The sequence below is a fragment of the Mycobacteroides sp. PCS013 genome (genome assembly GCF_049532645.1).
GTDB classification, from domain to species: domain Bacteria; phylum Actinomycetota; class Actinomycetes; order Mycobacteriales; family Mycobacteriaceae; genus Mycobacterium; species Mycobacterium gwanakae.
The window spans coordinates 2,239,541-2,253,010 of the sequence record NZ_CP150131.1; the positions used below are offsets into that span (position 1 = coordinate 2,239,541).

Here is a 13,470-nt window from a genome sequence, read left to right on the forward strand (position 1 = left end):
TTTCCCAGAATACTCCGCAAGTGACCTGGATCACATAGGCACGGCCTGGCAAACCCCCGATATCATCAAGTGAGCTACACGATCAGGGGGAGAGTTCATGTCGTACCCGCAGCACTATCCGACCGCAGCACCCAGGTACTTCCAGGTGCGGCTCACCAAACACACCGGGATGCTGATCATGTTCAGCACCCGGTCTTACACGATCACCGGCACACTTGAGCAGTGCGAGGCCGCCTACCGCGACGCACAGACCCACAATCTGGCAGCCGGGTGGTGGAGCTTTCTGTCCATCCTGGTCATGAACTGGATCGCGATCTTCGGAAACATGGGGCAGATCAGGCAGATTCGGCGTTTGGCCGCACAGCCACCGGTCTACCAGAGCTACCCGCCGTCGGGATATCCACCGCCACCGGCCGGATATCCGCAGCCGCAGTATCCGCAGTACCCACCGACGCGGTGATCACGAGCCGGACCCCGGCACCGCCCAGCGTCCGGACAATGCGCGCCAACCAACCAATATCAGCCGCAGCACCAGGAAAAGGGTAAGGCCGGACCAGATTCCGGTCAGTCCCCATCCGTACGCCAGCGATAACCACACCAGCGGCAGGAATCCACACAATGCGCTGATCATGGTGGCGTTGCGCATGAACCGGGCGTCGGCGGCACCCAGCAGCACTCCGTCCAGCGCGAACACCACACCCGAAATCGGCAACTGGCACACCAGGAACCACCACGGCACCCGCATCTGATGCAGCACCGCGACATCGGAGGTGAACAGCCCCGGCAACACCGGCGCACCGAGCGCCAGAAGCGCCGCCAACACCACCGCGAAGCCCAGTGAGAACATCGTCACCCTTCGCGCGACAGACTTGGCCTGCGGCACCCGGCCGGCTCCCAGCGCGGCGCCGACAAGGGTTTGCGCCGCGATGGCAAGCGAATCAAGAACCAGCGCAAGAAAACTCCACATCTGCAGGACCACCTGGTGCGCCGCCAGTGCTGCCGCCCCAAACCGTGCGGCCACCGCCGCGGCACTGATGAAGCAGGCCTGAAACGCCAGACTGCGCACCAGCAGATCACGCGCCAGCACCAGCTGCGCACGCAACACCGGCGGATCCATCCGAAGTCGAACCTGCTCGGCGTGCAGGGCCCGCAAGAAGAGGATCGCGGCCAGCCACTGCCCCACGAGATTGGCGATGGCGGACCCCGCCAAACCCATCCGGGGCGCACTCAGCAACCCGTAGATCAGTACCGGACACAGCACCGCCGAAACCGCAAAGCCGACAATCACATACCGCAACGGCCTGACTGTGTTCTGCACTCCCCGCATCCACCCGTTGCCTGCGAGTGAGATCAGGATCGCGGGCGCCGCGAAGATCGCGATACGCACCCACGTGAGGCCTTGAGCAGCGACATCGGGCGATGCAGCGATAACCCGGACCACCGGCGAGGCCACCACATTAACCACAAGCACCACGGCGGCCCCGATGATGAGCGCCAGCCAGGTCGCCTGCACTCCCTCATGAACCGCCCCAGGACGATCACCGGAGCCGAACCGCCGTGCGGCACGGGCGGTGGTGCCGTACGACAGGAAAGTCAGTTGCGTCCCGACAAGCGAAAGCACCAGTCCCCCGACGGCCAAGCCCGCCAGGGGCACCGCGCCCAGCCGACCCACCATGGCGATATCGAACAGCAGATACAGCGGTTCGGCCGCCAGCACTCCCAGCGCGGGCACCGCCAAGGCGATGATCCGGCGGGCCAGCCCGGACAGGCCGGCCGTGCCGGTGGCGTCAGTCAAGGGCGCGGACCAGCGCCGCCACCACCTCGTCGACCGGGCCGGTCGCCGAGAACCCGGCGGCCAGCCGATGTCCACCGCCGCCGAAGGTGCCTGCTACCGCGGAAAGGTCCACCGCAGAGCGGGCCCGCATCGATATCGACCAATGGTCGGGCTCGATCTCCTTGAACACCACCGCAACCTCGGCCTCGGTGGTGGTGCGGACGATATCGACGATCGACTCGACTTCCTCGGTGCGCGCGCAAGACCAGACATCGTGGGTGACAACGGCATACACCAATCCGGCGCCCCCAACCGCATCGGGAATCAGCTCCGCGGTGCCCAACACACGCGACAAGATCGGCAACCACACAAACGGATGCGAATCCATGAACGTACGGGTGATGTTCACACCGTCGGCACCCAAGTCCAACAACCGCGCGGCCAACCGGTGCCCCTGCGCGGTGGCCCAACGGAACGATCCACTGTCGGTGACCAAACCGGCGTACAGACAATGGGCCATCTCGGGGGTGATGTCCACCCGCCACGCGTCGAGTAGCCGCGCCACCATCATCGTGGTCGAATCAGCTTCGATGTCAACGTAATTCGCTGTACCGAAGAGCTCATTAGACACGTGGTGATCGATCACCAACACCGGTGCGGAACCCTCGACCAGCTCGCTGAGTTGACCAAGCCGCCGCACGCTCGGGCTATCGACCGTGACCACCAGATCGGGGTCGCGACGCAGCTCATGCGGTGGGACCAGTAGCTCCGCGCCCGGCAGCGTTCCCACCGACTCCGGAGGCGTTGCCGGTGCCCCGAAACTCACCTGAACATCGACGCCCTTGGCCACCAGCACCTGGCCAAGAGCCAATCCGCTGCCCACGGTGTCGGCGTCGGGATGCACATGGCAGATGATCACCACTCTCCTGGCCTTGGCCAGGAGCTCCACCGCACCCTCTACGTCTACGCGTGCCCCCACGGCACCCGTCTCAATCGGGACGGCGCTCATCGTCCTCGTCGGGTGCAGATTCCTCGTCGGGAGACGCCTTGTAGGGATCGGCGTCACCGGCATGGACGGCTCCCTGGCGGACCTCGGCGAGCGCGGCATCGGCCGCGCGCGTCCGGTCCAGCAGTTCCTCCATGTGCCGGGCGGAATCGGCCATCGTGTCCAGCACGAAGGTCAGGGTGGGCGTGAACCTCACTCCGGTCCCGGCACCCACCTTGGTTCGAAGCACACCCTTTGCCTTTTCTAGCGCAGCCGCCGCGCCGGCGAGATCCGGCTCGTCGGACAGAGTCTGCCCCATCACGGTGTAGTACACGGTCGCATCGTGAAGATCGTTGGTCACCCGGGTATCGGTGACCGTGACCATCGTCAGCCTCGGGTCCTTGATTTCGTACTCGATCGCCGAGGCGACGATGGCTCCGATCCTCTTGGCCAGTCGCCGCGCGCGAGCCGGATCGGCCACGTTAGACCCGTTCCTTCTCGCGGAGTTCGTACGCCTCGATGACGTCGCCTTCCTTGATGTCGTTATAGGTCAGCGTCAGACCGCACTCGTAACCGTCGCGGACCTCGACAACGTCATCCTTCTCGCGCCGCAGCGATGAGATGGTGACCGTCTCGGCGACCACGATGTTGTCGCGCAACAGTCGTGCCTTGGCGTTGCGGCGGATGATGCCCGAGGTGACCAGGCAACCGGCGATATTGCCGACCTTGGAAGACCGGAACATCGCACGAATCTCGGCGCGACCCAGCTCGACCTCTTCGTAGACCGGCTTGAGCATGCCCTTGAGCGCGCTCTCGATCTCGTCGATGGCCTGGTAGATCACCGAGTAGTACCGAATGTCGACACCCTCGCGGTTGGCCAGCTCAGTCGCCTTGCCCTCGGCCCGCACATTGAAGCCGATGATGATGGCATCCGAGGCCGACGCCAGGTTGACGTTGGTTTCGGTGACACCACCGACACCGCGGTCGATGACCCGCAGCTGCACCTCGTCGTCGATCGCGATACCGAGCAGCGCCTCTTCCAGGGCTTCGACCGTACCTGCGTTGTCGCCCTTCAGGATCAGGTTCAGCTGGCTGGTTTCCTTCAGCGCGGCATCCAGGTCGTCCAGGCTGATCCGCTTGCGGCTACGAGCAGCCAGCGCGTTGCGCTTGCGCGCACTGCGACGGTCGGCGATCTGCCGGGCGATGCGGTCTTCGTCGACGACAAGCAGGTTGTCGCCGGCGCCGGGCACCGAGGTGAAACCGATGACCTGAACCGGACGTGATGGCAGTGCCTCTTCGACGTCTTCGCCATGCTCGTCCACCATGCGGCGCACACGGCCGTATGCGTCTCCGGCGACGATCGAGTCGCCGACCCGCAGGGTGCCGCGCTGGATGAGCACCGTGGCCACCGGACCGCGACCGCGGTCCAGGTGCGCCTCGATAGCCACACCCTGGGCCTCCATATCGGGGTTGGCCCGCAGGTCCAGCGCTGCGTCGGCGGTCAGCAGGACCGCCTCCAGCAGTGCATCGATGTTGGTGCCCTGCTTGGCGGAGATGTCGACGAACATGGTGTCGCCACCGAAGTCCTCGGCCACCAGGTTGTACTCGGTGAGCTGCGCCCGGATCTTGGCCGGGTCGGCACCTTCCTTGTCGATCTTGTTGACCGCGACCACGATCGGCACGTCGGCCGCCTGGGCGTGGTTGATGGCTTCCACCGTCTGCGGCATGACGCCGTCATCGGCGGCGACCACCAGGATCGCGATATCGGTGGCCTTGGCACCACGCGCACGCATGGCGGTGAACGCCTCGTGACCCGGGGTGTCGATGAAGGTGACCAGTCGCTCGTTGCCGTCCAGCTGAGTGAGGACCTGGTAGGCACCGATGTGCTGGGTGATGCCACCGGCCTCGCCCTCACGGACGTTGGCCTGCCGGATGGTGTCGAGCAGGCGGGTCTTGCCGTGGTCGACGTGACCCATGACGGTGACGACCGGCGGGCGGACCTCCAGATCGTCTTCGCCGCCTTCGTCCTCGCCGTAGGTGAGGTCGAAGGACTGCAGCAGTTCGCGGTCTTCGTCCTCGGGGCTGACGACCTGAACGTTGTAGTTCATCTCGCTGCCCAGCAGCTCGAGGGTCTCGTCACCCACAGACTGGGTGGCGGTCACCATCTCGCCGAGGTTGAACAGCGCCTGCACCAGCGAGGCCGGGTTGGCATCGATCTTCTCCGCGAAGTCGCTCAGCGAAGCACCGCGAGCGAGCCGGATGACCTCACCGTTGCCATGCGGCAACCGCACGCCACCGACGACCGGCGCCTGCATGTTCTCGTACTCGGCGCGTTTTGCCCGCTTCGACTTGCGACCGCGCTTCGGGGCACCGCCGGGACGGCCGAAGGCACCGGCCGCGCCACCGCGCTGACCGGGACGGCCACCTCCACCGCCGCCACCGGGGCGACCGCGGAAACCGCCGGCACCAGCGCCGGGGGGACCACCAGCGGGAGCGCCACCACCGGCACCGCCACCGCGGTAGTTACCGCCGCCGCCACCACCGGGACCGCCCGGACGTCCGCCACCGGGACCACCGGGACGTCCGCCACCGGGACGCGGGCCACCGCCGGGACGCGGCGGACGCGGGCCCATGGATCCGGGCGACGGTCGCGGAGGCATATTGCTCGGGGAAGCTCCCCCGGGGCGAGGAGCTCCGGGACGCGGCGCTTGCGGCCGCGGCACAGCGGGACGTTCGACCGGCTGTGCCGAAGAGAACGGGTTGTTACCCACGCGCGGTACTCGGGGAGCACCGGGCTTGGGGCCGGGCGTGGCGCCCGGACGGGGTGCCGGCGCGGCAGGCGCGGGTGCGGCTGCTTCCGCAGCGGGCGCCGGCGCAGCGTTCGGCTTGGGAGCCGCGGGCGCAGCGGGTGTGGGTGCGGGCACCGGTGCGGCCGCAGGCTGCGGCGCAGGGGGGGCCTCGACAACTGGCTCAGCAACCTTCTTCGGCGCCGGCTTGGGAGCTCCCGGCTTAGGACCGGCCTTCTTGGGTGGAGCCGCCGCCTCAGCGGGCGCGCCATTGGACGCGGCGGGCTTATCGCCACCGCCGAATGCCTCGCGAAGACGCCGCGCGACGGGGGCCTCCACCGTCGAGGACGCGGACTTCACAAATTCGCCCTGATCACTCAGTCGGGCGAGAACTTCTTTACTGGTCACACCGAGCTCTTTAGCTAACTCGTGTACCCGGGCCTTGCCTGCCACTGCTCTCCTGTCTGCGAGGCAGCGGCTTCAGGCGCCGTGCCTCGTGTTAGCTGTGATGGACGATCATCATCGACGCTTCACGGTGTGCTCATTGTTTGTCGTTGCCAATCTCTTGGTATTGCTCAACATGTTCGAAGACCACGGAGGTATCCGGGGTTCCGCCGATCCGGAGCGCTCGAGCGAAAGCCCGCCGTTTCACCGCCAGGTGATAACACTGCGCCGACCTGTGCAACCACGCACCTCGGCCGGGCAGTCTGCGGCGGATATCGACAACAACATGCCGATCATCCGCAGCAACCACACGAAGCAGATCTGCAGCCAACTCTCGCCCCCGGCATCCGATGCATGTCCGTACCGGTTCACCGGTCGGGGCATGTGCGAACGCCGAAGTCTCGCGCTGGATCACGGCTTAGTCTACCGTCCGCGACACCTTATTTATGAATCGGGCTACAGCCTCGAATGACACGGGTGTATTCCGGTCACCGAACCCCTGCCACGATGAGTATCACGACACCGATTAACGCCACCGTCTTGATGCCCTCGACCGCGACGTATGCCAGGTGCAGGCGACTGCGCCCGGCATACTCGCCCCCGTCGCGAATCGCGTTGGTTCGCCTCATCATGGCTGGCCGCACAACCACCAGCTGAACCGCAAGACAGCCGCATGTCGCGAGGACCGCGGCGACCGCGGCCGCGGAGAGGTCGCCCGCCACCACCAGTAACACCAGGGCCAAGGCCACCACACCCTCCACCGCGTTCAGCGCACCGAACACCAGGCGGCCTATCCCGAGCCCTATCTGAACGGTGACGCCTGGGGCCCGGAATTTCAGTGGCGCCTCGATGAACGAGATCGCCACCACCAAGCCCAACCAGAATGCGGCCAATGTGGCCACCGCGACGTCGATGCGTGTCATGCCATGGCCGACGCCAAGGGCCCAAACAATTCGTGGTTGATCTGCTCCTGCGGAATCCCCAAAGACACCAGGTCTTCGTTGATGGCCGACATGAACGGCCGCGGGCCGCAGACGAACACCGTGGACAGTCGATTAAGTGGCAGTCGGTGCAGGCTCATGCGGCCGACACCGTGCTCGGGATGCTCCACATGTGCCCGTTCGTACCACGTGTGCAGCTGGCCGGCGGGCAGTCGGCCGACTAGATCCGCCAACTCGTGCCGGTAGGCGTGGGCGGCCGCCGACTGATCGGCGTGCAGGACCACAACCTCTCGCGGCGATTGGGTGGCCACGAGCTCCTGCAGCATCCCCATGATGGGCGTGCAGCCGATACCGGCGGATACCAGGACCAGCGGATCGGCCGAATCGTCGAGGGTGAATTCGCCCATGGGCACCGAGACCCGCAGCTGTTGCCCCTCGAAGATGTTGTCGTAGATGAAGTTCGACACCTCACCCGCAGGGGTGCCACCGGCGCTGATTCGCTTGACGGCAATACGCCAGCCACCCTCATGAGCGCCCCGAGACAAACTGTATTGACGAATCTGCCTGGCCCCGTCCGGCAAGGTAACTTGCACCGATATGTACTGCCCTGGAAGGAAGCTCGGCAGTTCGCCGAATACCGCGCGTAACTCGAACCCGGCCACATCCGCCGATTCCAGCTGGCGGCGTACCACCACAACCTGCCGCCACACATCGCCCGGCGCAACCCCGGCAGCGCCGTACAGGGCCTTCTCCCGCGCGATCAACTCATTGGCCATGAGCCAGTAGAACTCGCTCCAGGCCGCCGCGACCTCTGCGGTCACCGCGTCCCCCAACACTTCGGCTATCGCGGCGAACAGGTGCTCGTAGACGATCGGATACTGCTCGGCGACAATTCCCAGCGAGGCATGCTTGTGCGCGATCCTGTCTAGCACCGAATCATATTGGGCACCATTGCCTTCCAACACCATCCCGGCGAACGACGCGATCGACGCGGCCAGCGCCTTCGGCTGCTCCCCCGCCGCCTGGTTGCCGCGGTTGAACAGATCACGAAGCAGTTCGGGGTGCGCCGCGAACATCTTGGAGTAGAACAACGGTGTGATCTCGTCAATGGCCCCGGCAACCGCGGGGAGAGTTTGACGGATGACTGCCAGCGACTCTGCTGATAGCACGTGACTACTTCCTTTCCATTGTTGGACGGGCGATTTCGGCCACAGTCCACTGATCGAGCTCGGCGAAGAATGCCTCTTGCGCCGAGCGAAGCGCGTCGCGCAGGCGACAGTTGTGCCGAAGGGGGCAGGGCACCCCTCCCTCGCAGTCGATGACCTCGCCCTCGCGCTCCAACTTCCGGGCCAATGATCCGACTCGACGGTCGAGCCCGTCCTGCGTGATGCAGACTCCCCCATGGCGGCCACGCGTGGACTCGATCGCGCCCATTTCCGAAAGTCGGGCAACAACTTTCGTGGCGTGTGTATAGGACACACAGAGTTGGGCGGCAAGATCATCGGTGCGCAATTGAACGCCCGGCCCTGCATTGGCCAGCCGCATCACGATGCGCAGACCCAGGTCGGTGAACCGCGTTAGTTGCACATAACTTGTATATGAGATGCAACTTATGTGCCGATAGGGACTTTGGTCAGTACCTACGGGCTACTGAGTACTACTGGCGCTAGTTTTCGGCGTCTGCGTCGCTTCTGATGTCGATACGCCACCCGGTCAGACGCGCAGCGAGCCTTGCGTTCTGCCCTTCTTTACCGATGGCCAGAGAAAGCTGGAAGTCGGGGACGATGACGCGCGCAGCCTTACCCGCCTCGTCGATGACCGAGACCGACACCACCTTGGCGGGCGAGAGCGCATTGGCGACGAACCGCGCGGGATCCGGGTCGTAATCGATGATGTCGATCTTCTCGCCGGCAAGCTCGCTCATCACGTTGCGCACGCGCTGGCCCATGGGGCCGATGCAGGCCCCCTTGGCGTTGAGCCCGGACACCTTTGAAGCCACCGCGATCTTGGACCGGTGCCCCGCCTCGCGGGCCACCGCGACGATCTCCACGGAACCGTCGCTGATCTCCGGGACCTCGAGCGAGAACAGCTTACGCACCAGATTCGGGTGTGTCCTGGACAAGGTGATCAACGGCTCACGCGCACCGCGAGACACCCCGACGACGTAGCAGCGCAAACGATCTCCGTGGCGGTACTCCTCGCCCGGCACTTGTTCGGCCGCCGGGATCACACCTTCGGAGCCCTTCGTCTCACTGCCCATGCGAACCACGACAAGACCGCGCGCGTTGGCCCGGGCGTCGCGCTGGATCACACCGCCGACAATCTCGCCCTCACGCGTGGAGAACTCGCCGAACTTGTGCTCGTTCTCCGCATCACGCACACCCTGCTGGAACACCTGCCGCGCGGTGGTGGCCGCGATGCGGCCGAATCCTTCTGGCGTGGCATCCCATTCGGTGATGAGATTGCCGTCCTCGTCGGTCTCGCGAGCCAGCACGCGGACCACACCCGTCTTGCGATCGAGTTCGATACGCGCATTGGGTTCGTGGCCGTCGGTATGCCGGTAGGCCGTCAGGAGCGCCGACTTGATGATGTCAATCGCCTCGTCAACCGTGATGCCCTTATCGGCAGCCATCAGGTTTACCGCCGCGGGATCGATATTCATGCGCCACCTCCAGTTTCGGCTGCCCCAGCCAGATTGAGTTCCTGCGGGTTGGGTGTTGTGAACTCCACCTGCACAATCGCGCTCTCGATGTCGGAGAACGCAAGATCACGCACGGTCCAGCCGGTGCCCTTGACGGGCTTACGCAGCACCACCTGTATCCCGTCATCGTTCGCGATGCCGATGCGGCCGAGTAAGTCTTCGCCATCGGTGAGGCGAATCTGCGCCAGCCGACCATGTGCACGCCGAAAATGCGTAGGAGTGGTCAGCGGCCGGTCGACGCCGGGCGTAGTGATCTCCAGGTCGTACGCCTCCCAGCCGGTGTCCGCCTCGTCCAACAATCCCGATGCGGTCCGGCTCAGTGCGGCGACCGCGTCCAAGTCCACGGGAGAATCCGAGTCGACCACCACCGTGATACGGGCGGGAACCGTGGCTTCGTTGACGACGACGCTCTCGATCTCGACCCCTGACCGGGAGAACTCGGGACCCAGCAGCTCGATCACCTGGTCATCGGATGGCAGCCCCATGGCGATTGTGGCTCCTCATCTTGAGTTGTCGGGCGGTTCAGCTTGCACACACTAGTCGGACTCTCGTCCTGACCAGCACTCCACCTTACGCCCGGCGAGGGCTGTCATGCGCCAACCGCGCGCACTGGCAGGATGGGCGAATGCCCAGAAGCCTGTCGCGCCGCGACCTGTTGATCGGCGGGGCCGCACTCGGCGTCGCCGTCGTGGCCGCCGCGTGCCAGCAGGCACCCGACACCAAACCCGAGGTGGACGACCTGCTCACCCAGATCGACCTTGCGCAGCGTGATGCGGCATCGGCGTCCGCGGCGGCCACCGCCAATCCAGATGCGGCAGCCGCATTGATGGCTGTGGCGACAATCCGCCGCGCGCACGGCGTCGCGCTGACCAAGGAGCTCGCGCGCGTCCCAGGGGCGACCACGAACGCACCGACTTCCAGCACCACCACCGCACCGGTATCACCTCCGCAGGTCGATCAGGTCAAGACCCAACTCAAGGACTCATCGCGATCGGCGATGGATCTGGCCACCAAACACAGCGGATACCGCGCCGGCCTGCTGGCCTCGATCAGCGCGGCATGCGCCTCGGCAGCCGAGGTCGATCTGCCATGACCACGACCGAGCCCACCCCGCAGCCGGCCTCCTCCTCCGACGACACTGCGCTGGCCGATGCCCTGGCCAACGAGCACGCGGCCATCTACGCGTACGGACTGGTGTCCGCGCACTCGGTGCCCGACAACAACTGGCTGGTCACCGAGTGCCTGATCGAGCATCGACAGTGCCGCGAGGAGTGCGTCGCCAAATTGCGTGCCCGTTCCGTGACCGCACCGGTAGCTGCCGCCGGTTACAAGGTGCCGTTCCCGGTGACAAACCCCGCCGATGCCACGAAGCTGGCGCTGCAGCTCGAGGCGGACACCGCAGCGCGCTGGCGGGCCGTCGCCGAGCAGGCCGACAACAGTGACGATCGTGGATTCGCGGTGCGAATGCTCACCGAGAGCGCGATTCGCGCGGCGCGGTGGCGAGTGGCTTCCGACATCACGCCTGCCAGTGTGGCGTTCCCGGGAGGGAACGAAAACTAAGCGAAGTGCTTCTGGGTGTCGCTGATCAGTCCGGACAACCCACGACGGATCACCGGCTTGAGGTAGCGGGTGAACCCGAGCGAGGGCTCGATGAAGAAGCTCCAGGTGAACAACGATCCCGTCGCGGTGCCCACCACCTCATAAAGCTCGCCGAAACGCTTGGTGCCCGGAAAGGTCGCCGTCTCGACGGTGAACGCGTTGCGATACCGCTCGGGGCTCTCCTCCCACACGATGAACCGCTCGTGCACTGCCGCACCGGGAAGCGCGAGCTTGGCGGTGCGGGTGGACCCCACCCCACGCGGCTCCGGTGAAGTCCAGCTGATCTTGTTGATCGCCTTGCACCAATGCAGCGGGCTTTCGCCATTGAGTTCGGCCCACACCGTTGCCGCATCCTTGGCCAGGGGCGTGGAGAACGTGTACACGAAATCGCTTGTGTTGAAATCACTTTCAACCAGCGGGGCGAGCTTGAAGGACGGCATGACTATTACAATATCGCCTACCGAATCGCCGCCGTGACGGACGTCACTGCATCGGCCACCGCGATGGACTGCGCCTCTCCCGTGAATCGGTTGCGCAGCTCGATGGTGCCGTCGGCCCAGCCGCGGCCGATCACCACAATCCAGGGCACACCGAGCAGCTCGGCGTCCTTGAATTTCACACCCGGCGAGGCCGTCCGATCGTCCAGCAGCACCTCGTGACCCAGCCGGTCCAGATCGGCGGCCAGCGCTTCGGCGCCGGCCCGCGCGGCCTCGTCCTTGTTCGCGATGACCACGTGCACGTCGAATGGCGATACCGCGGCCGGCCACCGCAGGCCAAGCTCGTCGTGCTGCTGCTCGGCGACGACGGCCACCAGCCGCGAGACGCCGATGCCGTAGGAACCTTGGGTGAGCCGCACGGGCTTGCCGTTCTCCCCGAGCACATCCACGGTGAACGCGTCGGTGTACTTGCGGCCCAACTGGAAGATGTGGCCGATTTCGATTCCGCGTGCCGACACCAGCTGACCTGCGCCATCGGGTGACGGATCGCCATCGCGAACCTCGGCGGCCTCGATGGTGCCGTCGGGGGTGAAGTCACGCCCCGCGACGAGGTTGACCACATGCTTTCCGGGTTCGTCGGCGCCGGTGATCCAGCTGGTGCCCTCCACGACCCGTGGGTCGACGAGGTAGCGAACGCCGTTGGCGATCAATCCCTTCGGTCCGATGTAGCCGCGCACCAGGAACGGGTGTTTAGCGAAGTCCGCATCACCGAGCAGCTCGTATTCGGCAGGCTCCAGCGCGGCACCGAGTCGCTTGTCGTCGACCTCGCGGTCCCCGGGCACTCCGACAGCCAGCAGCTCCCACTCGCCGCCGGGCTGGCGCACCTTCAGCAGAATGTTCTTGAGGGTGTCGGCCGCCGTGACGGTCGCGCCGAGATCAGCCGAATTCGCCCAGTCCACCAACGTCGCGATGGTCGGGGTATCGCCCGTCTCGTGCACGACGGCCGCAGGGAGTCCGTCCACAGACCGCGCAGGCGGTGCCGGAGTGATGACGGCCTCTACGTTGGCGGCATAACCGGATTCCACGCACCGCACGAAAGTGTCTTCCCCGGTGGGGCTTTCAGCGAGGAACTCCTCGGACGCGCTTCCACCCATCGCTCCCGAGGTGGCCGCGACAATCACGTAGTCCAGGCCCAGTCTGCCGAAGATCCGTTGGTAGGCCTCGCGGTGTGCGTGGTAGGCCGTCTTGAGGCCGTCGTCGGAGGTATCAAAGGAGTACGAGTCCTTCATGACGAATTCGCGACCGCGCAGAATGCCCGCGCGGGGACGCGCCTCGTCGCGATACTTGGTCTGAACCTGGTAGAGGATGACCGGAAAATCCTTGTAGGAGCTGTACTCCCCCTTCACGGTGAGCGCGAACAACTCCTCGTGGGTGGGGCCGAGCATCATGTCGTTATCGCGGCGGTCCTTGAGCCGGAACAGCGAGTCGCCGTACTCGGTCCACCGGTTGGTGGTCTCGTACGGTGCGCGCGGAAGCAAAGCGGGCAGCAGGATCTCCTGACCACCAATGGCATTCATCTCTTCGCGGACGATGTTCTCGATCTTGCGAAGGACCCGAAGACCGAGCGGCAGCCAGCTATAGACACCCGGGGCAATAGGGCGCACATAGCCCGCGCGGATGAGCAGCTTGTGGCTGGGAACCTCGGCGTCCGCCGGGTCGTCGCGCAGGGTGCGTACGAATAGCTCGGAGAGCCGGGTGATCATTGATGAGCCTCTCGGGCGAAGACCATGTTTTTCGTTGAGC

Annotated in this window: 15 protein-coding genes; 3 read left to right on the forward strand and 12 right to left on the reverse strand. The window is 65.4% G+C overall.

Going from position 1 to position 13,470, the window contains the following annotated elements; translation table 11 throughout:
* Nucleotides 1-97 precede the first annotated feature (97 nt).
* Entirely contained in the window at nucleotides 98-460 is a 363-nt protein-coding gene (locus tag RHO23_RS11040) for a hypothetical protein (RefSeq protein ID WP_064409142.1), read from the forward strand.
* Here the strand turns inward: RHO23_RS11040 and RHO23_RS11045 are convergent, their stop codons facing one another.
* The 10 genes from RHO23_RS11045 to rimP form a co-directional block, all read right to left on the reverse strand.
* Nucleotides 461-1,795 carry an MATE family efflux transporter gene (locus tag RHO23_RS11045; protein WP_217340581.1) on the reverse strand — a complete coding sequence of 445 codons (1,335 nt, stop codon included), beginning with the start codon at nucleotides 1,793-1,795 and terminating at the stop codon, nucleotides 461-463.
* Nucleotides 1,788-2,783, reverse strand: coding sequence for a DHH family phosphoesterase (locus tag RHO23_RS11050; protein ID WP_070917391.1), 996 nt, complete (start codon nucleotides 2,781-2,783; stop codon nucleotides 1,788-1,790). The genes RHO23_RS11045 and RHO23_RS11050 overlap by 8 nt, the downstream gene beginning before the upstream one ends.
* Nucleotides 2,764-3,240, reverse strand: coding sequence for a 30S ribosome-binding factor RbfA (gene rbfA / locus RHO23_RS11055; protein WP_030093943.1), 477 nt, complete (start codon nucleotides 3,238-3,240; stop codon nucleotides 2,764-2,766). Before rbfA ends, RHO23_RS11050 begins: the two co-directional genes overlap by 20 nt.
* A gap of 1 nt (nucleotide 3,241) precedes the next feature.
* Nucleotides 3,242-5,998 carry a translation initiation factor IF-2 gene (gene infB, locus RHO23_RS11060; RefSeq protein ID WP_030093944.1) on the reverse strand — a complete coding sequence of 919 codons (2,757 nt, stop codon included), beginning with the start codon at nucleotides 5,996-5,998 and terminating at the stop codon, nucleotides 3,242-3,244.
* Nucleotides 5,999-6,193: 195 nt separating this feature from the next.
* Nucleotides 6,194-6,373 (reverse strand): hypothetical protein, encoded by a 180-nt coding sequence (locus RHO23_RS11065; RefSeq protein ID WP_423489071.1) that lies wholly within the window; start codon nucleotides 6,371-6,373, stop codon nucleotides 6,194-6,196.
* Between the two features lie 104 nt (nucleotides 6,374-6,477).
* Complete coding sequence (locus RHO23_RS11070; RefSeq protein ID WP_217340582.1) at nucleotides 6,478-6,912, reverse strand: hypothetical protein; 435 nt, start codon at nucleotides 6,910-6,912, stop codon at nucleotides 6,478-6,480.
* Complete coding sequence (locus tag RHO23_RS11075; RefSeq protein ID WP_057966158.1) at nucleotides 6,909-8,099, reverse strand: globin domain-containing protein; 1,191 nt, start codon at nucleotides 8,097-8,099, stop codon at nucleotides 6,909-6,911. The genes RHO23_RS11070 and RHO23_RS11075 overlap by 4 nt, the downstream gene beginning before the upstream one ends.
* A 4-nt stretch (nucleotides 8,100-8,103) precedes the next feature.
* Nucleotides 8,104-8,517, reverse strand: a complete 414-nt coding sequence (locus RHO23_RS11080) for an RrF2 family transcriptional regulator (protein ID WP_423489072.1) — start codon at nucleotides 8,515-8,517, stop codon at nucleotides 8,104-8,106.
* Nucleotides 8,518-8,596: 79 nt separating this feature from the next.
* Nucleotides 8,597-9,592: a transcription termination factor NusA gene (gene nusA, locus RHO23_RS11085; RefSeq protein WP_030093948.1), complete on the reverse strand. Its 996-nt coding sequence runs from the start codon at nucleotides 9,590-9,592 to the stop codon at nucleotides 8,597-8,599.
* Nucleotides 9,589-10,116, reverse strand: a complete 528-nt coding sequence (gene rimP / locus RHO23_RS11090) for a ribosome maturation factor RimP (RefSeq protein WP_423489073.1) — start codon at nucleotides 10,114-10,116, stop codon at nucleotides 9,589-9,591. Before rimP ends, nusA begins: the two co-directional genes overlap by 4 nt.
* Before the next feature lie 140 nt (nucleotides 10,117-10,256).
* Between rimP and RHO23_RS11095 the strand changes: the two genes are divergently transcribed.
* Together RHO23_RS11095 and RHO23_RS11100 are read left to right on the forward strand one after the other, a co-directional pair.
* Nucleotides 10,257-10,724: a hypothetical protein gene (locus RHO23_RS11095; protein ID WP_057968899.1), complete on the forward strand. Its 468-nt coding sequence runs from the start codon at nucleotides 10,257-10,259 to the stop codon at nucleotides 10,722-10,724.
* Nucleotides 10,721-11,191: a ferritin-like domain-containing protein gene (locus tag RHO23_RS11100; RefSeq protein ID WP_423489074.1), complete on the forward strand. Its 471-nt coding sequence runs from the start codon at nucleotides 10,721-10,723 to the stop codon at nucleotides 11,189-11,191. The genes RHO23_RS11095 and RHO23_RS11100 overlap by 4 nt, the downstream gene beginning before the upstream one ends.
* Here RHO23_RS11100 and RHO23_RS11105 read toward each other — a convergent pair.
* Together RHO23_RS11105 and RHO23_RS11110 are read right to left on the reverse strand one after the other, a co-directional pair.
* Nucleotides 11,188-11,676 (reverse strand): SRPBCC family protein, encoded by a 489-nt coding sequence (locus RHO23_RS11105; RefSeq protein ID WP_423489215.1) that lies wholly within the window; start codon nucleotides 11,674-11,676, stop codon nucleotides 11,188-11,190. The genes RHO23_RS11100 and RHO23_RS11105 overlap by 4 nt on opposite strands.
* 11 nt (nucleotides 11,677-11,687) lie before the next feature.
* On the reverse strand, nucleotides 11,688-13,430 hold the full coding sequence (locus tag RHO23_RS11110; RefSeq protein ID WP_030093953.1) for a proline--tRNA ligase: 1,743 nt from the start codon (nucleotides 13,428-13,430) through the stop codon (nucleotides 11,688-11,690).
* Nucleotides 13,431-13,470 lie beyond the last annotated feature (40 nt).